Raw genomic sequence first — 23,729 nt, 5'->3', positions numbered from 1 at the left:
GCCGGGGCCCGCGTCAGCCGCGGGCCCCATTTCATGCGGCGTCTTCGGCGACCTGGCGGCGGGTATAGTTCAGCACCGGCGCAAGCCAGCGTTCGGCCTCGTCCAGTGACCAGTTCTTGCGCGTTGCATAGTCGCGGGCCTGGTCCTCCTCGATCTTGGCGACGCCAAAGTAATAGCTGTCGGGATGGCCGATATAGAGGCCGGACACCGAAGATCCCGGCCACATCGCCATGCTTTCCGTCAGCGTCACACCGGTTGCAGCTTCCGCATCCAGCAGCTTGAACAGCGTCAGCTTTTCCGTGTGATCGGGCTGGGCCGGATAGCCCGGCGCGGGGCGGATGCCGGCATAGGGTTCGGCCACCAGCTCCTCGGGCGCGAAGGCCTCGTCGGGGGCATAGGCCCAGAACTCGCGGCGGACACGCTCGTGCAGCATCTCGGCCATGGCTTCGGCAAAGCGGTCGGCCAAGGCCTTGACCATGATCGCGCCGTAATCGTCATTGGCCCGCTCGTAGCGGGCCGAGATCTCGGCCTCCTCGGGTCCGGCGGTGACGACGAAGCCTCCGACATGGTCAGGGATGCCCGCAGGCGCCACGAAATCGGACAGTGCCACATTGGGACGGCCGTTCCGCTTGGTCACCTGCTGGCGCAGCGTGTGCAGCGTGGCCAGCGTCCTGGTGCGCCCGGCATCCGCAAACAGCCGGATGTCGTCGCCCGCGGCATTGGCGGGCCAGAAGCCGACGACGGCGCGCGGCTTGAACCACTTGCCGTCGATGATGCGGGCCAGCATCTCCTGCGCCTCGGCGAACAGCTGGCGCGCGGCCTCGCCCTGCTTTTCATCCTCCAGGATGCGGGGATAGACGCCCTTCAGCTCCCATGTCTGGAAGAACGGGGTCCAGTCGATATAGCGCGCGATCTGGGCCAGGTCCCAGTCCTCGATCACGCGGGTGCCGGTAAAGCCGGGTGCGGTGGGGGCGAAGCCCGACCAGTCGATCTTCAGGGCATTGGCGCGGGCGCTGGCAAGGGGCAGGCGGCTTTTCGCGGCTTCCGAGCGTTCGTGACGTTCCGCGACCTCGGCATAATCCGCCCGGACGCCTTCGACATAACCCGCAGCCTGCGTCGCCGACAGCAGCGAGGACGCGACCCCCACCGCCCGGCTGGCATCGGTGACATAGACGGCGGCGCCCTTCGTATAGCGCGGTGCGATCTTGACCGCCGTGTGGATCTTGGAGGTCGTGGCCCCGCCGATCAGCAGCGGGATGTCAAAGCCCTCGCGTTCCATCTCGGCGGCCACATGCGCCATCTCGTCCAGGGACGGGGTGATCAGGCCCGACAGCCCGATAATGTCGACCTTTTCGTCCCGCGCCACCTGCAGGATCTTCTGCGCGGGCACCATGACGCCCAGGTCGATGACCTCGAAGTTGTTGCAGGCCAGAACGACGCCCACGATGTTCTTGCCGATGTCATGGACGTCGCCCTTGACCGTGGCCATCAGGATCTTGCCGGCCGTCTCGCGCTCGGTCCCGCCGGTCAGGCGCTTTTCCTCCTCCATGTAGGGCAGAAGGACGGCCACGGCCTGCTTCATCACGCGGGCCGACTTCACCACCTGCGGCAGGAACATCTTGCCCGCGCCAAACAGGTCGCCCACGACATTCATGCCCGCCATCAGCGGACCCTCGATGACATGCAGCGGGCGTTCTGCGGCCTGACGCGCCTCCTCGGTATCGGCCTCAATGAATTCGGTGATCCCGTTGACCAGCGCATGTTCCAGCCGCTTCTCGATCGACCATTCGCGCCAGGACAGGTCCTTTTCGCGCTTGGCGCCCTGGCCGTCGCCCCGGAACCGCTCGGCGATCTCCAGCAGGCGTTCGGTGGCGTCCGCGCGGCGGTTCAGGACGACGTCCTCGCAGGCCTCGCGCAGGTCCGGGTCGATCTGGTCATAGACGGCCAGCTGGCCTGCATTGACGATGCCCATGTCCATTCCCGCCTGGATGGCGTGATAAAGGAACACGGCATGCATCGCCTCGCGCACGGGTTCGTTGCCGCGGAAACTGAAGGACAGGTTCGACACGCCGCCGGACACATGCGCGTGCGGCAGGTTCTGGCGGATCCAGCGCGTGGCTTCGATGAAATCGACGCCGTAGTTGTTGTGCTCCTCGATCCCCGTCGCCACGGCGAAGATGTTCGGATCAAAAATGATGTCCTCGGGCGGGAAGCCCACCTCGTCCACCAGGATGCGATAGGCGCGCTGGCAGATCTGGATCTTGCGGGCGGCCGTGTCGGCCTGGCCCTGCTCGTCAAAGGCCATGACCACGACCGCCGCGCCATAGGCCAGGCACAGGCGCGCCTGCTGACGGAACTGCTCCTCGCCCTCCTTCATCGAGATCGAGTTCACCACCGGCTTGCCCTGCACGCATTGCAGCCCGGCCTCGATCACCTCCCATTTGGAACTGTCGATCATCACAGGGACGCGGGCGATGTCAGGTTCGGCCGCCAGCAGGTTCAGGTACTCGACCATGGCGGCGCGACTGTCGATCAGGCCCTCGTCCATGTTGATGTCGATGATCTGCGCCCCGTTTTCCACCTGGTCGCGGGCGACCTCCAGGGCGGTGGCATAATCGCGCTCCTTGATCAGCTTGCGGAAACGAGCGCTGCCGGTGACGTTCGTGCGCTCGCCCACGTTCACGAAGGGGATGTCGGGGGTCAGGACGAACGGTTCCAGCCCGGACAGGCGCAACAGACGATCAGGCATAGGCGGGCACCTTTCTGGGGGCGAAACCTTGGACGGCCTCGGCGATGGCGCGGATATGGTCGGGCGTGGTGCCGCAGCAGCCGCCGACGACGTTGACCAGCCCCTCGCGGGCAAATTCGGCCACCTGCACGGCGGTGTCGTCGGGGCCTTCGTCATACTGGCCGAAGGCGTTGGGAAGGCCCGCATTGGGATAGGCGCAGATCAGCGTCTCGGCCACGGCCGACAGTTCGGCCAGGTGCGGGCGCATGGCCGCCGCGCCAAGGGCGCAGTTCAGCCCGATGGTCCAGGGGGTCGCATGGCGCACCGAATGCCAGAAGGCCGTGGGTGTCTGTCCCGACAGCGTCCGGCCCGAGGCGTCCGTGATCGTGCCCGAGATCATCATCGGCAGCCGCTGGCCATGTGCCTCCATCGCCTCGATGCAGGCAAAAATCGCGGCCTTGGCGTTCAGCGTGTCGAAGATGGTCTCGATCAGCAGGATGTCGGCGCCGCCGGCGATCAGCCCGTTCGCCTGCTGCAGATAGGCCTTGCGCAGATCGTCGAAGGTCACCGCGCGGTATCCGGGGTCGTTCACGTCCGGGCTCATCGAGGCGGTGCGGTTCGTGGGCCCGATCGCGCCCGCGACAAAGCGCGGCCTGCCGTCTTGGGCGGTGGCGCGGTCCAAGGCCCGCCGCACGACGCGCGCCCCTTCGACGTTCAGGTCATGGACCGCCTGCTGCATCCCGTAATCGGCCTGGGCGATGGTGGTTGCGGAAAAGGTGTTCGTCTCGACGATGTCGGCGCCGGCGATGGCGTAACGATAATGGATCTCCTCGACCGCTTCGGGCTGGGTCAGGATCAGCAGGTCGTTGTTGCCGGTCTGCGGATGGTCCGAATGATGGCGGCAGACATGGCCAGAGCCGTGACCGGTATAGTCGTCTTCGCCCAGGCCCAGGGTTTGGATCTGCGTCCCCATGGCTCCGTCCAGGATCAGGATGCGTTCCGCAGCCGCATGCTTCAGCGCCGCGAAGGCGGGGGAGGGGGGAAGTCTGCCGGTCATGGTCGCGCCTCTCATCGGAAGCCTGTCATATAGACCGCGCGACCCCTGCCAGCAAATTCATAGTTTTCGACAAGATCATGAAAGCCGTGCAAGTCACGGCAGGGGCACGTCCCGTTCGTCCTTCAGCGTCTTCAGCACGATCTCGGACCGGACCTGGGCCACCTGCGGGTGCGGCAGCAGGTGGCGGTGGATGAAATCGGCAAACCCGTCCAGATCGCGCGCCCGGATGTCCAGGATGTAGTCTGCATCCCCTGACACCGAAAAGGCCGCGCGGATCATCGGCTGGCTGGCCACGAAGCGGGCGAATTCCTCCTCTCGCCCTTGGCCGTGGCCGCGCAGGTTGACGCGGATGATCGCCCGAAAGCCAAAGCCCAGCTTTGCCGCCGACAGCCGTGCGGCATAGCCTTCGATCAGGCCGGCCTCCTCCAGCGCCGCCCGCCGGCGAGAGATCTGGGACGCGGACAGCCCGACCGTTTCCGCCAAGGCGGCGTTGGTCAGCGCCCCGTCGCGCTGCAATGCAGCAAGAATGGCAGAATCAGACCGATCCATGCGTCCCTCATGCGTGATTGATGTCAGCCATGCGCGGCCTGTGCAAATTTTCGGCTGTGAGCGCGCAGATTGCAACGCTTATGCGTCGCGCTGGCGGTAAAATGCTTCAACTGAACAGGAGGAGATCTCATGGGACCGTTTCCGCACGACGCCCCCAAGGCAACTATCAGCGCCGCCAATCCCGCAGGTACGGACGGGTTCGAGTTCGTCGAATTCGCCCATCCCGACCCGCAGGTCCTGGACCGGATATTTCGCCAGATGGGGTTCTTGCCTGTCGCGCGGCACAAGACCCGCGACATCACCCTCTATCGCCAAGGCGACGTCAACTATCTGCTGAACGCCGAACCGGACAGCCATGCAGCCGCCTTCGTGGCCGAACATGGTCCCTGCGCGCCCGCCATGGCCTGGCGCGTGGTCGATGCGCAGGCGGCGCTGAAGCGCGCCGTGGACCTGGGGGCGACCGAATATATCGGCACCGGCAAATCGATCGAGGCGCCGGCGGTCCTGGGGATCGGCGGATCGCTTCTCTACTTCATCGACCGTTACGGCGACGCGGGCAGCGCCTATGACGCCGATTACGACTGGCTGGGTGAGGCCGATCCGCGCCCGGAAGGGTTCGGATTCTTCTACCTGGATCACCTGACGCACAATGTCATCCGCGGCAACATGGACACGTGGTACAAGTTCTACCACGATACGTTCAACTTTCGCGAGATCAGGTATTTCGACATCAAGGGCAAGCAGACGGGCCTGGTCAGCCGGGCGCTCACCTCGCCCGACGGCAAGATCCGCATCCCCATCAACGAAAGCACTGACGATCACAGCCAGATCGAGGAATACCTGCGCGAATACAATGGCGAGGGCATCCAGCACATCGCGATCGCCTCGAACGACATCTACGCGGGCACCGACAAGATCGCCGATGCCGGAATGGAGTTCATGCCGGGGCCGCCCGACACCTATTACGAGATGTCGCACCGCCGCGTGAAAGGCCATGAGGAGCCCGTCGAGCGCATGAAGGCGCGCGGCATCCTGATCGACGGCGAAGGCGTGGTGGGCGGCGGAGAAACGCGCATCCTGCTGCAGATCTTCTCGAAGACGGTGATCGGCCCGATCTTCTTCGAGTTCATCCAGCGCAAGGGCGACGACGGCTTCGGCGAGGGCAATTTCCGCGCCCTTTTCGAATCCATCGAGGAGGACCAGATCCGGCGCGGCGTCCTGACCGCCACCCCGGCCCAGTAAGGAAGCGGCGCGGCGGTCCCTACGCCACCGCGCCACCATCATGACCTGGACCGATTACAGCAGCGCCCCTGCGCCCGGCACCCGCATCTGCGCGGCGGCCGACATTACCGCGGTGCATCCGCTGACCGTCACGACAGATCGGGGAAGCTTTCCGATCCTTGTCCTGCGCGACGGCGGCACCATCCGCGCGTTCGTGAACGCCTGCCCGCATCAATACCTGCCGCTGGACTACCGCGGCACGACGCTGCTGTCGGCGGACGGCACGAAACTGTTGTGCACCGCGCATGGCGCCAGCTTTGACAAGGCGACCGGCGCGGCCATCGCTGGTGCCGATTGCGGCCTTGATCCGGTCCCTGTCATGCAGAAGGGCGACCACATCGTGATCGCCCCCTGACATTTTGCGTTGTCGAAATACCCCAAAGGGGGTCCGGGGGCGCAGAGCCCCCGGTATTCGGGGTTCAGAAACCCGCCTTGATCTTTTCGAACTCGGCCAACTGACGCTGACGCTGTTCCGGGTCGTTCGGGGTCTGGGCCAGGACCGGCACGTCGACCTCGGCCAGGCCCTCTGCGACGGCAGGCTCGTCCGCGATGGTCGCCATGGCCTCGGTCGAGGTATGGCCATAGCCGATCGTGTCCAGCAATGCCTTGCCCGCGCTGGGCTCCAGCCAGGCGTTGATGAAATCATAGGCCTTGTCTTCGCTGCCCGGCCCGTCCTTCAGGTTGATGAAGCCGCAGAAGAAGGTCGACGATCCTTCCTTTGCCTCGCGCTGGAAGCCCACTGGATAGTCGTCGGCCTGCAGATAGACGACGCCGTCGTTCCAGGACCAGGCGATGTCCACCGCGCCCGAGGCCATCAGCTGCGCCTGTTCCGACGGGTCGGACCAATAGGCGGCGACGTTCTGGTGCGCCTGGCGCAGCCAGTCGGCGGCCGCCTGGAACTGCTCGTCCGTCACATCAGCCCAGTCGGTCACGCCGGTGGCCAGATAGGCCAGCGCCCAGACATCGTCCGAACTGTCGGGCAGCGAGGTGCGGCCCTGGTACTTGGGATCGGTGAAGACCTGCAGCGAGGCCACATCCTCGGTCGGCACGGTTTCGGTGTTATAGGCGATGGCGGTGGCGCCCCAGTCGGTCGGGATGAACCAGACGCCCTGGTCGTCGCGGAACACCTGGGAGTCCAGGAACCGCTCGTCGATCTTCTCGAAATTCGGGATGCGTGCCGTGTCCCAGGGCTCGATCAGGCCGGCATCGCGGTACTTGCTGACCATCTGGCTGCAGGGGTGGGCCACGTCGGCCCGAAAGCCCGAGGCGATCTTCTGGAAGGCTTCGTCGTCATCGCCATAGAAGGAAAAGGTGGGCGAGTCGCCGTGCTTGTCCAGATAGCCCTGGAAGATTGAGGGTTCCTCGAACCCCGCCCAATCGAACACGGTCAGCTCCGGATCGGCCGCAAAGGCGGGCAGAGCGGTGGCGGCCAGGATGGTGGTCGTCAGCAAGCGCATGTTTTCGGGCCTCTCCTCTGGTCAGAACCGAAGATGAGGCTAGCCGCCGCTTGCCGCCCGCGCAAGAGCATCGCGCAGCCGTGAGCCGAGCGTCCGCGTCAGCCGCGCAGCAGTTCCGGCCCACCGGCGACCAGTGGGTCGGGAATGCCGATGGCCGCGTCATCGCGGCCGGCGAAGTCCACCGCCCGCAGCACCGTCTGGATCACCGCGATCCGCGCCCGGCGCTTGTCGTCCGCCCGGATCAGCGTCCAGGGGGCGATGGGCGAATGCGACAGGCTCAGCGTCTCGCGGATGGCCACGCTGTACTCGTCCCACTTGGCCAGTCCGTCGACGTCGATCGGGCTCAGCTTCCATTGCTTCAGCGGGTCCTTTTCCCGTTCCAGGAAACGGCGCAGCTGCTCGGCGCGGCCGACATTCAGCCACAGCTTGACCAGGATCACGCCGTCATCGACCAGCAGCTGCTCGAAACCCGGCAGCTGGCGGAAGAAGGCGTGGCGCTGCGCCTCGGTCGAGAACCCGAAGACGCGCTCGACGACCCCCCGGTTGTACCAGCTGCGGTCGAACAGCGCGATTTCTCCGGCGGCGGGCAGCCAGTCGACGTAGCGCTGGAAATACCACTGGCCGGCCTCGCGCTCGCCGGGCTTGGGCAGGGCCACGACATAGGCCGAACGCGGGTTCAGGTTCGTGCGCACCCGGTCGATGGCCCCACCCTTGCCGGCAGCGTCGCGCCCTTCAAAGACCACCACGACGCGTTTCCCGGTCTCGATCACGTCATGCATCATGCGCACCAACTGCAGCTGCAGCTGCTGCATGGTCGCTTCGTACTCGTCCTTGTCCATCATGCAGTCGTAGGGAAAGGACTGGTCCAGGATCTCGCGCTTGCTGCCGCCCTCCAAGGCGCGGCGCAGGTCCTCGGGGGCGCCTTCCTCCAGAAAGCGGCTGATCTGGCCGACCAGCGGCAGCTGAACGTCGGTGGTCATGCAGGCCCCTCTCCGATGCGCGACATGTCGTACCACGTCGTCTGGTAGATCTCGTTGATCCAGTTGCCGTAGAGCAGATGGGCATGGCTGCGCCACCGGTTGGACGGCATGCGGGCCGGATCATCGTCCGGATAGTAGTTCGCGGGCACCGCGATCGGCTTTCCGACCGCGCGGTCGCGGTCGTATTCGTCCTTCAGCGTCGTGCTGTCATATTCGAAGTGGTTGAACACATAGAGCGCGCGATGCCCCGGATCGGACAGCAGGCAGGGCCCCACCTCCGAACTGGCCAGCAGCGTGTTCAGGGCGGGTCGCGCGTCCACATCTTCCTGGCGCACCTCGGTCCAGCGGCTGACGGGCACCAGCACCTCGTCCGAGAAGCCGCGCAGATAGGGCGAGGCGGGGGCCAGGTTCTGGTGGCGGAAGCAGCCGAAGGCCTTGCCCGGCAGGATGTGCTTGGGCAGGCCGTGGAAATGCCAGGCCATCGCCATGCCGCCCCAGCAGACGCCAAAGGTCGAATGGACATGGGTCTGCGTCCAGGCAAAGACGCGGGTCAGTTCGTCCCAATAGGTCACCTGGTCGAAGGGCAGATGCTCGACCGGGGCACCGGTGATCACCAGACCGTCGAACTTTTCGCCTGTCGCCTCCACATCGCGGAAGGGGCGGTAAAAGCTCTCCATGTGGTCGGCGGCGGTATTGCGGCTTTCGTGGTCCGACATGCGGATCAGCTGAAAGTCGATCTGCAAGGGCGTGGCGCCGATCAGCCGGGCGAACTGGTTCTCGGTCTGGATCTTCTTGGGCATCAGGTTCAACAGCCCGATCCGCAGCGGCCGGATGTCCTGCATCGCGGCGCGGCCGGGCGACATGACCATCACCCCCTCGTCCGAGAGGATGCGATAGGCGGGCAGGTTCTCGTTCAGGGTGATCGGCATGGGTCAGCTGTCCTTGCGCGCAATGGCGCGGGCGATCAGGTCGGTGAAGTCGTCGGGGCCGCGGATCTGCGACACCTCCTCGGCGGTGACGGTGACGCCGCGGCGGGCCATCGCCTCGTAGCGGGGCTGCCGGTGGGCCAGGGCGCGGGCATAGGTCCAGCGGATGAAGTCGTCGGGATTGACCTGCGACGCCTCCAGCCCCTTTTCGACCCGGTAGGCGACCCAGGCCTGTTCCAGGAATTGCGGCTGATAGTACATCGGCTTTGGCGCGCGATCAAAGCGGCGCACCAGTTCCGCGGTATGGGCGTCGCTGCCCTTGATCCAGACCAGCAGCAGGTCGCGCTCCAGCGCCGCCAGCACCGGGTCCTGGGGGTCCTCGGGGTCCACCACCTCGCAGATCGACCCGCCGCTGTCGCAGACGAAATGCGGCAGGCCATAGATGTCCTGTGCCCGGTCCATGAAATGACGCGTGTCCAGCAGCGACGCGATCTCAGCCCGGCGGTGCTGGTTCTGGCGCTGGCAGTAATCGTCAAAGGCCAGGCCGCCCCGGCTGCGGCTGCCTGGCTTGCCTAAATAGGTCGACAGGGGCGCCAGGTTGTCGAAGGTGATGTTGCTGGCGATGTAGACGCTGTCCGACATCAGCAGGTCGCGCAGGAAGGGGACCTTCATCGCCTCGCGCTTGAAGTTGTCGGCGATGTATTCGCCCATGTAGCGCGTGCCGATGCGGTAATCGACGCTGTAGTGGAACCACGCCCCCGTCTCGCGCAGCATGGTCGCCAGGTAGGTCTTGCCCAGGCCCGACATGCCGAACAGCACGACCCGCCTCGAGGGCGCCGCCCGCCATTCCTCCGCGCTGCGATAGATCATCTGGCCGTCCCTCTTCTGCGCCGCGCCCCTAGGTAATCCTGCCGGCGGGCGTTGGAAAGCCCCGCAGGGCGGGTGCAGGTGTTTCATGCGGCGGCGGAGATCGCCGGAGGCGTGGTCGCTGCCTGGCCGTCCTCCAGGCCAAGGGGCAAATGCAAAACGGTCCCGCAGAGGCTGCGGGACCGTTCCTTGCCGAGCGTCTGGTCGTGCGTCAGAAGCTGTAGCCGACGCGGACACCGACGCCCAAGGCATCGCCGTCTTCCATCCGGGCGCGTGCGGTGTCGGGGGTGCCCGTTTCGGGGCTGGCATCACCCAGCTTGGTGTAGTTGAGGCCCGTGGTGATCTTCATCGGCCCCTGCGAATAGATCGCAGCCAGGGTGATGCCCTTGCGGCCGTTCGTGGGTGCCAGCGGAGAGACCAGATCGTCGCCCTGCTTTTCGAAGGTGAACGAGGCCGAGGCCGACCAGGCGTCGCTGAACCGGCGGCCCGCGCCGAGCGTGTAGGTGGTGGTATCTTCCAGATCGACAAGTCCGCCGCCCGTGACGGTCGTGAACTGCCGCGGGTCCACGCGGAACGCGCTCCACTCCACCCACCGGATCGAGCCGAAGACCAGCGTGTCGGCGGCGACGCCCGTCTGGAATTCCAGGTTCCAGCTTTCGGGGGTGGACACTGTGGTGGTCGAGGTGCCTTCCAGCAGCGGCAGGGCCGGCACGGGGCCCGGCCCGTCGGGATCGACCAGCGGGCCGCGCTCGACCGTGTCGAAGTCGTGATCGACCTTCGAATTGTAGGTCAGAGAGACGCGCGCCGCGATGTCGGGACGTTCCCAGGCCACGCCGGCGACCCAGCCCACGCCGGTGCTGCTGTCCAGATCGACGTCATAACCGCTCACGCCACCCGTGCAGGGAACAGGCAGCCGAGGATCAGTATAAGCGCAGCCGTTCAGGCCAACCGCGGCTTCAGCGCGAGATCCCCTGATCCCGCCATGGACAGAGAAGTTGTTCTGGAACTTGTAGCGCCCGAGGGCGGTGAAGGTCGTCGATTCGACGCGGGCGAAGGTGCCGCCCAGCAGCACCGAGCCTTCGGCCGCCGGTTCCGGCAGCAGCCCGGGCTGGCTGGGATAGCGGATGTCGGCGCCAAAGGGCTGTTCGATGATCAGCGCAGCCGAGAAATTTGCAGTGAACTGGTGCTTGTAGGCCAGGCCGGCAAAGCCGTAACCCTGCGCCACGTCGCCGGTCCGGAACCCTAGGGCGTCCGTGCCCTCGACGGTCGGGTCAACGCCACCAAAGCTCAGTTCGACGTAATTGCCTTCTTCGAAAAGCGCAGCCAGCGACTGGGGCGCGCGTTCGATGCCGCCGGCGAAAAGGGGGGTGGCCCCCATCATCAACGCCGCGGCACCCGTCAATGTTTTCTTCATTATTATGTCCTCCCTCGGGGCGCGCATTCCGGCCCGGATCCAGCTTAGCCGACAGTGGTTACCAATCAATGAGCGGCGCAACCTGACGTGGCGTCCGGTGGCGCTGCGTCATTCTGTCCGTGTCCTTCCTGCAACGCGCAGTCTCGGGCCTGCAACGCGCAGTCTCGGGCTGGACAAAGCGTGCCATGCGTGAAAGGGGAAACTGCCAAACGAAGTTGCCGCAAGGATACCCCCATGCAGATTCGTGAGGCTCTCACTTTTGATGATGTGCTTCTTGTTCCGGCCGCCTCGACGGTGATGCCGTCGACCGCGGATGTGACCACTTATGTCACCCGTGCCATCAGGATGAACATCCCGCTGCTGTCCTCGGCCATGGACACCGTCACCGAAAGCCGGATGGCGATCGCCCTGGCACAGGCGGGCGGGATGGGCGTGATCCATCGCAACCTGACGGCCGACCAGCAGGCCGCCGAGGTTCGCCGCGTCAAGCGGTTCGAGAGCGGGATCGTCTACAGCCCGATCACGCTGACGCCCGACCAGACCCTGGCCGATGCCAAGGCGCTGCAGGAGCGCTACAACGTCACGGGCTTTCCCGTCGTGGACCAGACAGGCCGCGTCGTGGGCATCGTGACGAACCGCGACATGCGCTTTGCCCGCGATGACCGGACCCCGGTGCGTGCCATGATGTCCTCGGACAATCTGGCGATCCTGCAGGAGCCCGCCGACCGGGAGGAGGCGATCAGCCTGATGAAGTCCCGCCGGATCGAGAAGCTGCTGGTGACCGATGCCCAGGGCAAGCTGACCGGCCTTCTGACGCTGAAGGATACCGAAAAGTCCGTCCTGAACCCGCTGGCCTGCAAGGACGAGCTGGGCCGCCTGCGGGTCGCCGCGGCCTCCACCGTCGGCGACGAGGGCTTCGAGCGCAGCCAGGCGCTGATCGAGGCGGGCGTCGACATGGTGGTGATCGACACGGCGCATGGTCATTCGGCCGGCGTCGCCAAGGCGGTTGAGCGGGTCAAGGCGCTGGGCGGCAGCGTGCAGGTCGTCGCCGGGAACGTGGCCACCGCCGAGGCCACGCGCGCGCTGATCGATGCGGGCGCGGATGCGGTCAAGGTCGGCATCGGGCCGGGCTCGATCTGCACCACGCGGATCGTGGCTGGCGTGGGCGTGCCGCAGCTGACTGCGATCATGGACGCGGCCTCGGCCGCGGGCGACATTCCCATCATCGCGGATGGCGGCATCAAGTTCAGTGGCGATTTCGCCAAGGCGATTGCTGCGGGCGCCAGCTGCGCCATGGTGGGCAGCGCCATCGCCGGAACGGATGAAAGCCCCGGCGACATGATCCTGTATCAGGGCCGCAGCTTCAAATCCTATCGCGGGATGGGCAGCCTGGGCGCCATGGCCCGGGGGTCGGCCGACCGGTATTTCCAGAAGGACGCGGCCACCGACAAGCTGGTCCCCGAGGGAATCGAGGGCCAAGTGCCTTACAAGGGGCCGGCGGGCACGGTGATCCACCAGCTGGTCGGCGGTCTGCGGGCGGCCATGGGCTATACGGGTTGCGCCACCGTGGCCGAGATGCGCCGGAACTGCCAGTTCGTGCGCATCACCGGGGCCGGGCTGAAGGAAAGCCACGTCCACGACGTGCAGATCACGCGCGAAAGCCCGAACTACCGGCTGGGGTGACCGAAGGCTTTGGCCGCTCAGGGGTTCGAGCGGCCATTGCACATCCTGCGGACTATGTCGCTTCTACCCCTGGTAGGTCTGCACCAGGAAGGGTCAGCCAAGGCGGCCCGGCAGACTTTCCCCTACCAGCGCAGCATCCGGCGCCCCAGCAGGGCGCCGGCCGCAGCGACGGTCAGGATCGCCATGCCGTACCAGGTGGTGAAGAACAGCGGCGAATCCTCGGTGCAGTAGAGCGCATACCCGGCAGCCGCCCCTCCCGAGGCTGCGAGGCCCACAAGCCCGCCCGTCAGTCCGGGCCGCAGGGTCGCGCCACGCCGGAACAGCAACAGTCCCAGGATCGTCGCAGGCGCCGCCAGCAGGCCGATCGACAGAAGGCAGGCCAGGGCGCTGCTGCCCATGATCTCTGCTCCCACCAGTCCCGCAGGGGTCTGGACCAGATGCGAGACGAACAGCCCGAAAGCCGCCAAGGCCGGTATTGCCAGCGGCCAGAGCGGCACCCTGGCGCCGGGACGCGCCGAGCGCAGCGCCAGGAGCAGCGCCGGAAGGGCAAGCCCCAAGGGTAGCACCAGCTTCAGGAGAACTTCGGGCCGTCCAAGCGCATCGCCCAGGTCGGCACGCGGCCCCGCCAGCCACAGGAAAAGACCGACGACTAGGGCGACCGTGCCGAAGAGCCGGGCCGCGGCGCCGGGCGCCGAGAGCCGGGCCGGGGGCGGGCAGGCGGCAAGTTGCGCGATCAGCGCGTCGGTGGTGGGTCGGGTCGTCATTTCATCCTCTCTGCCAGGGTGGCAAGCCGTTTCAGGGCGCGGTGCAGCGCGATCCGGACCGCGCCCGCGCTGACGCCAAGGCCGGCTGCGGCCTCTTCGGGGCTCTGCCCCTCCAGCTTGACCGCGCGGACCAGGGCGGCCGAACGCGGGTCGATCATGCCCAGCATCCGCTGGGCGTCCAAGGCCGCCAAGGGCAGGGGCTCGGGCGTGGCGACCAGAAGATCCGCCACATCCTCGATCGGCAGCTCGATCGCGCGGCCGCGCTTACGGCAGGCATCGACGATCTTGTGGCGCGCCACTGCGTAAAGCCAAGGCCGCACCGGCGTCCCCGGATGCCAGCTCTGCCGCTTGAGATGGACGGCCAGCAGGACCTCCTGCAGGATATCCTCGTGAAGATCGGTGGGCAGACCGCCGGCGCGGGCCCGGATCAGGCGGCGCAGCATGGGAACCACCTCGGTCAGGAAGCACAGAAAGGCCGCCGCGTCGCCGTCGTTGGCGCGCGCCAGCAACACCTCCCAGCTGACATCGGCGTTCAGGGCAGCCTCCTGTCGTCGTGCGGCGATGCGCAGGGTAACGCCGCCCATGGGCCCCGGGCAATGCCCCGCGCGTGTCAGGCCCAGCGCCTGTGTCATGACATCGCGGCCGCAAGCCCCTGGTCTAGCAGGTCCTTGATCTCGGCCCGGCCGGTGCCCGCGACAATGCGGCCGATCTCCCGGCGTCCGTCCAGCACCACCAGGGTCGACCGGCGCGGGATCGCCAAGGCGCGCGACAACTCGCCCCGGCCATGCTCGTCCCAATCCACGGTGATGAAGCGGATCGCCTTGTCATAGGCGGGATTCTCGGCCCGCAGGGCGCTGATCACCCGGTCCTGCGCCGCGCAGGTGCTGCACCAGCTGGCCCAGAAATCCAGCAGCACGACCTCGCCCCTCTCCATCAGCTCCTCGGCCATGCCGGGCACGTAAAGGGTCCGTTCGTTGCTCCAGGCAGCGGGGGCAATGGCAAGGGCGGCGGCAGAGACCAGCAGGGTTCGACGGTTCATGATGTCCTCGTGGTTCAGAAGGTGACGGAAAGATCGATGAGCCAGGCTGGCAGCCAGGCGATCAGCGCGGCCTCCGCCCGGTGATGCAGGCCCAGGAACAGGGCCAGCCCCACGGCGATGAAGGCCAGTCCCAGGGCCGGGCGCGCCCGGGCGGCAAGCCCGGCCATGCGCGCGGCGTTGCGGCGCAGGAACCCCCGCAGGCCGTAGGCACCGGCCAGGATCAGGGTCGAGACGCCCATGGCGAAGGCGGCCATGATGGCGCCCGCGCGCCCCAGGTCCTGGCCGGCGCTGGCCAGCGCGATGGCCGCGCCCAGGGTGGGACCGATGCAGGGGCTCCAGACCGCGCCCAGCAGCGTGCCGCCCAGAAATTCGCGACCGAGGCCGCGCCCCTGCGGCATCATCGCATCCGCCGAGCCTGCGAATCCGGCCGTGGCGGCGGCAAAGCGACGGTTCAGGACGGGCGTCAGCATCACGGCGCCAAAGCCCACCATGGCCAGCGCGGCCAGCCGGCCGACATCCTCGGGGTAAAGGCCCAGGGCCGGCCCAAGCGCCGCGACGCCCAGGCCTAGGGTGACGAAGGACAGGCTCATCCCGGCGGCCAGCGCCAGGGGGCCGCGGGGATCGGATCCGATGCTGGCCGTCAGGACGATCGGCAGGACCGGCAGGACGCAGGGGTTGATCAGCGTCAGGAGGCCCGCGACATATGCGAAGGCAAGCTCCATCTCAGCGCAAGCCCGCGGGACGGTCGAGCCCCAGCAGGTGATCCAGCGAGATCCGCCCCGGCCCCAGCGCCGCCACCGCCAGCAGCGCCGCGGCCCAGAGCCCGTGCGTCACCCAGGCGTCGGGATAGACGAAGATCTGGATCACCGCCGTCATCCCCAGCAGTCCCAGGGCCGACAGCCGCGTCATCAGGCCCAGCACCATCAGCACCGGCAGCGCGTGTTCCGCCAGCGTCGCCAACACCGCAGCCCAAGGGGCGGGGATGATCGGCAGGTCGTATTCATGCTGGAACAGGAACCAGGTGCTGTCCTTGATCGAGAAGCCTTCGACCTTGGTGCGGCCCGATTGCCAGAAGACGATGGCCGGAAAGATCCGCAGCATCAGCGCCACCAGATCGACCGGGATGCGCGAGGCGAGGGTATTAAGGCGGTTGATCACGGCGCCACCTCCGTGATCCCTACGATGACGCCTGCGCGCATCAGGCTGACAAGGCGCGGCTGTGGATCGTGATCGGGCTGGACCCGCAGCGCTGCCTGCGCGGCGGCGCCAAGCCTGCGGCCCGCCAACATCCCTTCGACCAGTGCCGCGTCGCCAGGGCCGATCGCCTCGACCGGCACGGCATGGGACATGTCGCGCAGGATCAGCGCGATCTGGGGCCCGCTTGGCAGGGGCAGGGACCGTGCCTGCGGCTGGTGGCGTGCCCAGATCGCCACCGCAGGATGTCCAAGGCGCATCACCATGACCGAAGGATGCAGGCGCAGGATCAGCTGTTCGGGATCGGCAGAGGCCAGATCGGCCGCATCCAGGGGCGGCATGTCCGCGGCGTGATAGGCCAGGCCGCGCGCGAATTCGATCCGCGCCACATCGGCCATATAGGGCCAGGCTGCCAAAGGCGCGACACGCGCCAGGAAATCCGGGAATGCAGCACCCCATTCGGCCAGTACGGGCGACCGCGGGGGATCCTGATCGATAAAGGCGCGGGCAAGGGCGCGAAAGAAATCCTCGCCCACCAGTTGCCGGATGACCGGAAAGCGGCGCGCCAGGGCCTCCGACAGGCTGACGACGACATTGTTGCGATAGACCGCAAAGCGTCGCGGTGTTTCCGCAGGATCGCACGCGGTCACGCCCGGCGGCAGGCCGCTGCCCCCAAGGGCGTGCTGAAAGCGGGTAAGGAACTCAGCATGCATGGGCCGGCACTCCGATCCCTGCCAGCAGCCGGGCGGCCCGGGTGGCCTCGGCTGCCAGGACCGGCCATTCGGGCAGGTCGTTGTCCCATTCGACCAGCGTCGGCCTTGGCCCGATCCGGGCGATCACCTCGGCATAGAGGGTCCAGACCGGATCCGCCACGGCAGCCCCGTGGCTGTCGATCAGCAGCGGCCCGGAAGGCAGGTCCTCGGCCTCGTGGCCGCCCAGGTGGATCTCCCCGACCGCTGCCATGGGATAGTCCGCAAGATAGGCGCGCGGGTCGATGCGGTGGTTGGTGCAGGAGACGAAGACATTGTTGATGTCCAGCAGCAGGCCGCAGCCGGTGCGGGCGACCACCTGCGCCAGGAACTCGGTCTCGGGCATCTGGGACTGGGCGAAGGTCACGTAGGTGGCCGGGTTCTCCAACAGCATCCGGCGCCCCAGGGCGGCCTGGACCTGGTCGACATGATCGCAGACCAGCGCCAGCGTCTCGGCGGTGTAGGGCAGGGGCAGCAAGTCGTTCAGGTAATGGTCGCCGTGGCTGGACCAGGCCAGATGCTCGGAAAAGCTCTCGGGTTGATAGCGGTCGCAAAGCTGGTGCAGCCGGGCCAGGTGCGCCTTGTCCAGCCCGCGCGCGCCGCCAATCGACAGACCCACGCCGTGGACGGACAGCGGATGATCTGCCCGCAGTGCGGTCAGCTGCGCATGGGGCGGCCCACCCGCGCCCAGATAGTTCTCGGCATGGACCTCGAAGAACGAGATGTCGCGGGCGCCGCTGCGGATGGCGGCGAAATGTTCGGGTTTGAAGCCGACGCCGGCTCCCAGGGGCAGATCTGTCATGGCGTCCTCCAGGGAAAGGCGGGCGCGGCCCCGGGCCGCACCCGGCCGGCTCATGCCGGGATGTCACGCTCCAGCGGTTCAAGGGAACCTTCGCGCGCGGTGCCGTCCGCAGCGGCGGGCAGTTCCATCGACTGGCAGGTGCCTGCCGGGACCAGCGTCCAGGCATTGCCCTGGTAATCCATGGTCGAGGTCCCGGCGCAGGTCGTGCCCGGCCCGGCCGCGCAGTCGTTCTGCCCGGCCATCGAGACGCCGTAGCACTTTTCCATCTCCTGCGCCTGGACTGCCGTGGCGGCCATTGCGCCCAAGGCGCAGGCCAGCGAGGCGCCCAAGGCAAGGCGGGACGAGGTTGCGGTCATGTTGATCTCCCCTGTTGTCGGAAAGGCCGAAGCGCCCTTCCTCATGCAAGTCGCAGCGGGCGCCTTTTTTGTTACAGGCTGAGCGGGATTTTTTTCAGGTGCAGTGGATGCGCGCTGGGCGCGCGGCTCCGGGGGGCAGATTGGGAAGCAGCAAGGTCCGGCCATGCGCATTGCGGGACACCCTAAGCAATCGAGATTGCATCACGGTGATCTGCAGGGTTGACGCCAGTCGCCGGTTGTTGGAGCCACAGCCGACATGCGGCATCCGACTGACAACGCCGCAGGGGGCCGATCGCGCCGCACGGACGGCATCCCAAGGGAACCCAAGGCTGAACCGCCGGTTACATCCCGAGCCACAGCGGCCAGCCGTGGCGCCGAAGGACAGGGACAAAAGATACGGACATGAACGACGCGCCGATGCCCTATTGCGGCCCCGCGCCCGCGCCCGGACAGCTGTGGCAGGCCTGGAACCTCGACCCGCTTCTGCTGGCGGGGTTGGCCGCCTTTTCGGTTCTGCTGTGGCGCGCGGCCGGGCGGCAGGGCAAGGGCGGCGCTGCGCTGGCATTGCTGGCGCTGGTGGTGGCCTTCGTCTCGCCCCTCTGCGCGTTGACGGTGGCGCTGTTTTCGGCGCGGGCGGCACATCACGTGCTGCTGACCACGATCGCCGCGCCGGCGCTGGCTGTCGCGCTGCCCCTGTTGCCGCGCCTGCCGGTCAGCCTGTCGCTGGCGGCCCTGTCTGCCGCGATCATCGCCTGGCACCTGCCGTCGGTCTACTGGGCCATATGGGCCTCGGACGGGCTCTATTGGCTCATGCAGGCGGCCATGCTGGTTCCAGCCTGGATCTTCTGGTCCGGCGTCCTCAGCCCCGGGATCACCGCCGAGGCGGCCCTGCGCCGGGCCCTGTTCGTGGGCGGACTGGCCGGGATCATGGGCCTGGTCGGCGCCGCGCTGACCTTCGCGCCGGGCGTTCTCTACATCCAGCATGTCGACGGCGCCGCGCGTTGGGGTCTGCCGGCGCTGGCGGACCAGCAACTGGCCGGGCTGATCATGTGGGTGCCGGGCTTCCTGCCGCTGGCGGCGCTGGCCTTCCTGATGCTGCGGCGCGGCTGGCAGCGCGGGTTTGCCGCATGATCGCGTCGCTGAAGTTCGTCCACCTGGCGGCGATGCTGTGCTGGTGCGCGGGGCTGATCGCGCTGCCGCTGTTGCTGAGCCTCTATGGGGGTGCCTGGCGGCGTGACCGGGGCGGGGCGCAATTGCAGGCGCGCTATGCCGAATTCCGGCTGATCACCCATTACGGCTATGTGGGCTTTGCCACGCCCGCGGCGGTCATCGCCATCGCCTCGGGGACCGGGCTGATCTTTGCGGCGGGGGTCTTCGACCTGTGGTTCGCAGCAAAGCTGGCCTTGGTGTCCGGAATGGCGCTGGTCCATGCCTGGATCGGCCATTTCATCCTGAGTTCGGCCGAACAACGGGGCACCAGCCGCTTGCCCTCACCCCTGATCGCACTGGGGATGGCGCTGCCGCTGATCATCGGGGTGCTGTGGCTGGTCCTGGCCAAGCCCGATCTGTCCGGCGTGGCGGACTGGTTGCCGGACTTCATGCTGGAGCCCTGGGGTCAGATGCACTGGGGAGAGGCATGATGAACCCGCCCTCAGTCCGGCTTTCCCTGATGCGTCCCGATCTGATAGTCGAAGACCAGCTTGCCGCCGTGCCAGCCGGTGATGCCGGTCATCCCCGCCCCCAAGGCCGAGATGAAGGCGCCCCAGGGCAGCACCGCCCCCACCGGATCGCCAAGGCGAAAGCCCCAGTTCAGGCCCAGCACCGACAACAGCATGACCGCCAGCACGAAATGCGTCCAGCTGGCGCTGCGGATGCGGATGCCCGACACCATCAGCAGCTCGAACGTGCCGGTCACGCCGGCCAGAACCCCCATGCCGAACGCGAAGCCCGCGGCCCACAGGGCGACCCGCGGCCAGAACTCGTCCCCGGTCAGCCAGTAGAACGCATCCGCGCCAAAGACCGAGAATGCCAGCGCGATGGGAAAGGCCACCATCATCGCGTGCAGCGGGTGACCGGCAAGGGCGATCTTGCTTTCGGTCTGGTCAAAGGCGATGTGCTCCTCGATCGGGTCCGTCAGGCGGCGGCGTTGCTTCCAAGAATACTTCTGTCGCATGGGGGGGCCCTTCTGGTTCGCGCGTTCAGGTACAAGCCCGCCGCTTTGCTGGCGGTTCCGCTGCTGGCGGGTTGCGATGGGCCGCTGAGCACGCTGTCGCCCGCCGGTCCCATCGCCTCCGAGATCGCCCGGCTGTGGTGGGTCATGCTGATCGGCGCCGGTCTGATCACCGCGCTGGTGATGGTCCTGCTGTCGCTGGCGCTTTTGCGCAACAAGCCGGGCGGGGATCCCGAAAGGTCGGAACGGCGGTGGATCTATGGCTGGGGCCTGGGCTTCACGCTGACCGGGCTGACGCTGCTGCTGGGCTTTGCCCTCTGGACGGGTGAGCGGATGCTGGCCCGCGACGATGACACCCTGACCGTGCGGGCGCAGGCCTCGCAATGGATGTGGGACTTCGTGCAGCCGGGTCCGGATGGCCAGCCGGTCGCGACCCGGGGTGTCCTCTATGTCCCCGCCGGCCGGCCCTTCGACGTCGTGATCACCTCGACCGATGTGATTCACGGCTTCTGGGTGCCGCAACTGGGCGGCAAGATGGATGCGATCCCCGGCCATCCCAACCTGCACCGTCTGATGGCCGCGACCCCCGGCCGATACGAGGGCCAATGCGCCGAGTTCTGCGGCCGCGGCCACCCCTTCATGCGGTTCGAGGTGGTCGCCTATGATCCCGCCGGGCCCATGCCCGATTTCGTCAGCGACCCGCAGCTGACACGCGAACCGCCCCTGTCGGGCAGCCCCGTCACCGATCCGTCCGCCGAGGAAGCCCGCCCATGACCGATGCCAGCCTGACCTCGGGACAAAGGGAGACCACCGCCGACGCCCTGGCCGACATCGCCTCCAACCCGCCGCAGCGTGCCTTGGGCCTGCACCGCGAACTGGACCGGGTCTGGGCCGACCTGCCGGGCTGGCGCGGCTTCTTCACCTCGGTCAACCACGGCACGATCGGCCTGCGATTCATGGCGACGGCCTTTGTCTTCTTCGCCATCGGCGGCGTTCTGGCCATGCTGATCCGCGCGCAGCTGGCGACGCGGAATGGCGCCTTCCTGGACAACGACCTCTACAACCAGATCTTCACGATGCATGGCAGCATCATGATGTTCCTGTTCGCCATCCCCCTGCTGGAGGGGCTGGCGCTGTGGCTTCTGCCCAAGATCCTGGGCGCGCGGGACATGGCCTTTCCCCGGCTCAGTGCGCTCGGCTATTTCTGCTATCTCTTTGGCGGCACGGTGATCGTGCTGTCGATGCTGTTCGGGGTGGCGCCCGACGGCGGCTGGTTCATGTATGTGCCCCTGACCGACAAGACCTATTCCCCCGGCATCAATGCCGATGTCTGGCTGCTGGGCGTGACCTTCGTCGAGATCTCGGCCATGGCCGCGGCCGTCGAGATCACCGTGACCATCCTGCGCTGCCGTGCCGCCGACATGCCCCTGACCCGGATGCCGCTGATGGGCTGGTACCTGCTGGGCACCTCCGTGATGATGCTGGTGGGGTTTCCTCCGCTGATCCTAGGCTCGATCCTGCTGGAGGTGCAGCGCGCCTTTGACTGGCCCTTCTTTGACGTCGCGCGTGGCGGCTCGCCCATGCTGTGGCAGCACCTGTTCTGGCTGTTCGGCCACCCCGAGGTCTATATCATCTTCCTGCCGGCGGCGGGCGCATTGTCGACGATCATCCCTGTACTGAGTCGCACTCCGATCCTGGGCTATGGCGCGCTGGTCGCGGCCGTGATCGGGCTGGTCTTCCTGTCCTTCGGCCTCTGGGTGCATCACATGTTCACGGTGGGCATCCCGCACATGGCGCTGGCCTTTTTCTCCGCGGCGTCCGCGCTGGTGGCGGTGCCGACGGCCGTGCAGGTCTTTGCCTGGATCGGCACCATGTGGGAGGGCCGGGTCCAGTTCCGCCTGCCCATGCTCTACATCATCGGCTTCTTCGCGACCTTCGTGATGGGCGGGCTGACGGGGGTCATGCTGGCCATGGTGCCCTTCAACTGGCAGGCGCATGACACGCATTTCGTGGTGGCCCATCTGCATTACGTGCTGATCGGCGGCTTCGTCTTTCCGATGCTGGCGGCGGTCAGCTACTGGATGCCGCTGATCTGCGGGCGCTGGCGCGTCAGGGGCCTGGGCGAGGCCGCCTTCTGGCTGATCTTCATCGGCTTCCACGGCACCTTCTTCATCATGCACCTGACCGGGCTTCTGGGCATGCCCCGGCGTGTCGGCGTTTATCCGGGCAATCCGGAATGGGAATGGCTGAACCTGATCTCGTCCATCTTCGGGATGGTCCAGTCGGCGGGCTTTGCGCTGTTCGCCTTTGACCTGTTCATGCAGTGGATGTTCGGGCGGCGCAGCTGGCGCAACCCGTGGCAGGCGCCGTCGCTGGAATGGGCGATGCCGATGCCGGCGCCTTCCTACAACTTCGCCTCGCTGCCCGGACCGCGACAGCCCGATGCCGGCGCCATGCTGCCCCTGGCGCGGGGCGAGGGGCTGCTGCCCGGCGCGCCGCGCGGCTGGCGCGAGACGCTGGTCGTCGAGCCCGGCAGCGGCCGGCCCCAGCATGTGGCGGTCCTGGCCAGCAACACCGCGCTGCCGGTGGCCACCTCTGCCGCGATCGGCAGCTTTTTCGCGATGATGCTGGCGGGCTTCTACTGGCTGGCGCCCCTGGGGATCCTGGCCACGCTGGTCGTCGCCTGGAAATGGGGCGCGATCATGGGCACCGACCGCGACCATGCGCCGGTCGATGTCGCCCCGGGGCTGCAGCTGCCTTTGCACTGGCAGGTCCGCAACACGCTTGGCTATACCGGGGTCGTGGCGCTGCTGGTGGCGGATGCGACGCTCTATGGCTCCCTGCTGTTCGGGGTGGGCTTCCTGACGGTCGTGGCCCCGAACTGGCCCGCACCCGCAAGCGGCATCGCGACATTGCCGATGCTGGTGATGTCGGGGGGCGCGCTGGCGCTGATGGCCGTGGGCGCATTGGCGGCTTGGGTGGCCGAGGCGCGCCGGGCCACGGGCGGCGCGCTTTGGACGCGGATCGGGCTTTTGTCCTCTGCGGGCGCGCTTCTCCTGCTGGGCGGCATCGTCTTCGGCCTCGACGATCCGACCCGCCATGCCCGCGACGCCCTGCGGGGCGCGACGCTGGGGTTTGCCATGGTCCATGGCGTCATCGCGCTGATGCTGGCGCTGCGGGCCGACGCGGACGCCCGCAGCGGTCGGATCGGGGTGCAGCGGCGCGGCGCGATCCCGCCCTGGCAGCTGTTTCAGCTGTTCTGGCTGGGCACCTCGGCGGCCTCGATGGCGCTGATCCTGGCGCAGGAGGTGCTGTGATGGGCTGGCTGGCGCGGGCCTTGGCCGGGCCGATCCTCTGGTCGGCGCTTTTCGTGCTGGTCTATGCGCTGCACGGGACCGGGTGCAGCCTGGGCTGGACCGACCATCCGGTCTTCTTCACCGATCTGCATCACGCGGCGATGTGGGCGGTCTGGCTGGCGGGCCTTGCGCTGCATGTCGTGCTGGTGGTGATCCTGCCCACCGGATCGGGGCGCGCCCGCAGGGTCGTCGTCGCGGGATCCTGGATCGGCCTCGTCGCCAGCACCTTCACGCTGTTCCCGGTGATCGCGACCTCGACCTGCTTCTGAGATTGAGCGTACGGTCCGCGCCGTGCTAGTCCGGCGCCCAAGGGCCCGGTCAGGGCCGCCGGAAAGGCCCGTCGCATGTCCACCTCCT

25 protein-coding genes are annotated in these 23,729 nt (G+C 67.3%); 8 read left to right on the top strand and 17 right to left on the bottom strand.

Features of this window, described 5'->3' with window-relative positions:
- Nucleotides 1-31 precede the first annotated feature (31 nt).
- The 3 genes from metH to ACZ2G3_RS09395 all read right to left on the bottom strand — a co-directional run bounded on the left by metH (nucleotide 32) and on the right by ACZ2G3_RS09395 (nucleotide 4,334).
- Nucleotides 32-2,749, bottom strand: a complete 2,718-nt coding sequence (gene metH, locus ACZ2G3_RS09405) for a methionine synthase (protein ID WP_470395550.1) — start codon at nucleotides 2,747-2,749, stop codon at nucleotides 32-34.
- On the bottom strand, nucleotides 2,742-3,785 hold the full coding sequence (locus ACZ2G3_RS09400) for a homocysteine S-methyltransferase family protein (protein ID WP_470395548.1): 1,044 nt from the start codon (nucleotides 3,783-3,785) through the stop codon (nucleotides 2,742-2,744). Before ACZ2G3_RS09400 ends, metH begins: the two co-directional genes overlap by 8 nt.
- Nucleotides 3,786-3,878: 93 nt before the next feature.
- Nucleotides 3,879-4,334, bottom strand: a complete 456-nt coding sequence (locus ACZ2G3_RS09395; RefSeq protein WP_470395547.1) for an Lrp/AsnC family transcriptional regulator — start codon at nucleotides 4,332-4,334, stop codon at nucleotides 3,879-3,881.
- A 129-nt stretch (nucleotides 4,335-4,463) separates the two neighbouring features.
- Between ACZ2G3_RS09395 and hppD the strand changes: the two genes are divergently transcribed.
- On the top strand, nucleotides 4,464-5,576 hold the full coding sequence (gene hppD / locus ACZ2G3_RS09390; protein WP_470395545.1) for a 4-hydroxyphenylpyruvate dioxygenase: 1,113 nt from the start codon (nucleotides 4,464-4,466) through the stop codon (nucleotides 5,574-5,576).
- A gap of 40 nt (nucleotides 5,577-5,616) precedes the next feature.
- The gene (locus tag ACZ2G3_RS09385) at nucleotides 5,617-5,970 is read left to right on the top strand and encodes a Rieske (2Fe-2S) protein (RefSeq protein ID WP_470395543.1); all 354 of its coding nucleotides are present in this window, start codon (nucleotides 5,617-5,619) and stop codon (nucleotides 5,968-5,970) included.
- A gap of 64 nt (nucleotides 5,971-6,034) precedes the next feature.
- Here the strand turns inward: ACZ2G3_RS09385 and ACZ2G3_RS09380 are convergent, their stop codons facing one another.
- From ACZ2G3_RS09380 to ACZ2G3_RS09360, 5 genes are all read right to left on the bottom strand, one after another.
- Nucleotides 6,035-7,072 (bottom strand): ABC transporter substrate-binding protein, encoded by a 1,038-nt coding sequence (locus ACZ2G3_RS09380; protein ID WP_470395541.1) that lies wholly within the window; start codon nucleotides 7,070-7,072, stop codon nucleotides 6,035-6,037.
- A gap of 98 nt (nucleotides 7,073-7,170) precedes the next feature.
- Entirely contained in the window at nucleotides 7,171-8,052 is an 882-nt protein-coding gene (gene ppk2 / locus ACZ2G3_RS09375; RefSeq protein WP_470395539.1) for a polyphosphate kinase 2, read from the bottom strand.
- Complete coding sequence (locus ACZ2G3_RS09370; protein WP_419268145.1) at nucleotides 8,049-8,981, bottom strand: homoserine O-succinyltransferase; 933 nt, start codon at nucleotides 8,979-8,981, stop codon at nucleotides 8,049-8,051. Before ACZ2G3_RS09370 ends, ppk2 begins: the two co-directional genes overlap by 4 nt.
- A gap of 3 nt (nucleotides 8,982-8,984) precedes the next feature.
- Entirely contained in the window at nucleotides 8,985-9,848 is an 864-nt protein-coding gene (locus ACZ2G3_RS09365; protein WP_470395537.1) for an ATPase, read from the bottom strand.
- A 208-nt stretch (nucleotides 9,849-10,056) separates the two neighbouring features.
- Nucleotides 10,057-11,259, bottom strand: a complete 1,203-nt coding sequence (locus ACZ2G3_RS09360) for an OmpP1/FadL family transporter (protein WP_470395535.1) — start codon at nucleotides 11,257-11,259, stop codon at nucleotides 10,057-10,059.
- A 234-nt stretch (nucleotides 11,260-11,493) separates the two neighbouring features.
- On the opposite strand from ACZ2G3_RS09360, the gene guaB reads away from it, so the two are divergent.
- Nucleotides 11,494-12,942 carry an IMP dehydrogenase gene (gene guaB, locus ACZ2G3_RS09355; RefSeq protein ID WP_419268148.1) on the top strand — a complete coding sequence of 483 codons (1,449 nt, stop codon included), beginning with the start codon at nucleotides 11,494-11,496 and terminating at the stop codon, nucleotides 12,940-12,942.
- 122 nt (nucleotides 12,943-13,064) lie between these two features.
- On the opposite strand, the gene ACZ2G3_RS09350 is transcribed toward guaB, so the two are convergent.
- Genes ACZ2G3_RS09350 through ACZ2G3_RS09315 form a run of 8 tightly spaced genes read right to left on the bottom strand, consistent with a single transcriptional unit; the run spans nucleotide 13,065 to nucleotide 17,846 of the window.
- Nucleotides 13,065-13,706 (bottom strand): NrsF family protein, encoded by a 642-nt coding sequence (locus ACZ2G3_RS09350; RefSeq protein WP_470395533.1) that lies wholly within the window; start codon nucleotides 13,704-13,706, stop codon nucleotides 13,065-13,067.
- Complete coding sequence (locus tag ACZ2G3_RS09345) at nucleotides 13,703-14,338, bottom strand: sigma-70 family RNA polymerase sigma factor (RefSeq protein ID WP_470395531.1); 636 nt, start codon at nucleotides 14,336-14,338, stop codon at nucleotides 13,703-13,705. Before ACZ2G3_RS09345 ends, ACZ2G3_RS09350 begins: the two co-directional genes overlap by 4 nt.
- Nucleotides 14,335-14,745, bottom strand: coding sequence for a thioredoxin family protein (locus ACZ2G3_RS09340; RefSeq protein WP_470395529.1), 411 nt, complete (start codon nucleotides 14,743-14,745; stop codon nucleotides 14,335-14,337). The genes ACZ2G3_RS09345 and ACZ2G3_RS09340 overlap by 4 nt, the downstream gene beginning before the upstream one ends.
- Before the next feature lie 14 nt (nucleotides 14,746-14,759).
- Nucleotides 14,760-15,467 (bottom strand): cytochrome c biogenesis CcdA family protein, encoded by a 708-nt coding sequence (locus ACZ2G3_RS09335; RefSeq protein ID WP_470395527.1) that lies wholly within the window; start codon nucleotides 15,465-15,467, stop codon nucleotides 14,760-14,762.
- 1 nt (nucleotide 15,468) lies between these two features.
- Nucleotides 15,469-15,903, bottom strand: coding sequence for a DoxX family protein (locus tag ACZ2G3_RS09330; RefSeq protein WP_470395525.1), 435 nt, complete (start codon nucleotides 15,901-15,903; stop codon nucleotides 15,469-15,471).
- The gene (locus ACZ2G3_RS09325; RefSeq protein ID WP_470395523.1) at nucleotides 15,900-16,652 is read right to left on the bottom strand and encodes an HvfC/BufC N-terminal domain-containing protein; all 753 of its coding nucleotides are present in this window, start codon (nucleotides 16,650-16,652) and stop codon (nucleotides 15,900-15,902) included. Before ACZ2G3_RS09325 ends, ACZ2G3_RS09330 begins: the two co-directional genes overlap by 4 nt.
- A complete protein-coding gene (gene bufB, locus ACZ2G3_RS09320) occupies nucleotides 16,642-17,490 on the bottom strand; it encodes an MNIO family bufferin maturase (RefSeq protein WP_470395521.1) in 849 nt (282 codons plus the stop codon). Before bufB ends, ACZ2G3_RS09325 begins: the two co-directional genes overlap by 11 nt.
- Before the next feature lie 50 nt (nucleotides 17,491-17,540).
- Nucleotides 17,541-17,846, bottom strand: coding sequence for a BufA1 family periplasmic bufferin-type metallophore (locus tag ACZ2G3_RS09315; RefSeq protein WP_470395519.1), 306 nt, complete (start codon nucleotides 17,844-17,846; stop codon nucleotides 17,541-17,543).
- 402 nt (nucleotides 17,847-18,248) lie between these two features.
- Between ACZ2G3_RS09315 and ACZ2G3_RS09310 the strand changes: the two genes are divergently transcribed.
- Nucleotides 18,249-18,977 carry a cytochrome c oxidase assembly protein gene (locus ACZ2G3_RS09310; RefSeq protein WP_470395517.1) on the top strand — a complete coding sequence of 243 codons (729 nt, stop codon included), beginning with the start codon at nucleotides 18,249-18,251 and terminating at the stop codon, nucleotides 18,975-18,977.
- Nucleotides 18,974-19,486, top strand: a complete 513-nt coding sequence (locus ACZ2G3_RS09305; RefSeq protein ID WP_419268158.1) for a CopD family protein — start codon at nucleotides 18,974-18,976, stop codon at nucleotides 19,484-19,486. Before ACZ2G3_RS09310 ends, ACZ2G3_RS09305 begins: the two co-directional genes overlap by 4 nt.
- 11 nt (nucleotides 19,487-19,497) lie before the next feature.
- Here ACZ2G3_RS09305 and ACZ2G3_RS09300 read toward each other — a convergent pair whose 3' ends face one another.
- On the bottom strand, nucleotides 19,498-20,019 hold the full coding sequence (locus ACZ2G3_RS09300) for a DUF2231 domain-containing protein (RefSeq protein WP_470395514.1): 522 nt from the start codon (nucleotides 20,017-20,019) through the stop codon (nucleotides 19,498-19,500).
- Between the two features lie 45 nt (nucleotides 20,020-20,064).
- Here ACZ2G3_RS09300 and ACZ2G3_RS09295 point away from each other — a divergent pair, with 45 nt between their 5' ends.
- From ACZ2G3_RS09295 to ACZ2G3_RS09285, 3 genes are read left to right on the top strand one after another with little or no spacing between them, the layout of a single operon-like run.
- Nucleotides 20,065-20,790, top strand: a complete 726-nt coding sequence (locus tag ACZ2G3_RS09295; RefSeq protein ID WP_470395512.1) for a cytochrome c oxidase subunit II — start codon at nucleotides 20,065-20,067, stop codon at nucleotides 20,788-20,790.
- Nucleotides 20,787-23,333 carry a cytochrome c oxidase subunit I gene (ctaD, locus tag ACZ2G3_RS09290; protein WP_470395511.1) on the top strand — a complete coding sequence of 849 codons (2,547 nt, stop codon included), beginning with the start codon at nucleotides 20,787-20,789 and terminating at the stop codon, nucleotides 23,331-23,333. Before ACZ2G3_RS09295 ends, ctaD begins: the two co-directional genes overlap by 4 nt.
- Nucleotides 23,333-23,641: a hypothetical protein gene (locus ACZ2G3_RS09285; RefSeq protein ID WP_419268162.1), complete on the top strand. Its 309-nt coding sequence runs from the start codon at nucleotides 23,333-23,335 to the stop codon at nucleotides 23,639-23,641. The genes ctaD and ACZ2G3_RS09285 overlap by 1 nt, the downstream gene beginning before the upstream one ends.
- Nucleotides 23,642-23,729: the final 88 nt, after the last annotated feature.

This window comes from Paracoccus sp. KKT209 (assembly GCF_055635455.1).
Note: the sequence above shows the minus strand (reverse complement) of the source record. Positions and strands in the feature narration are given on the sequence as shown.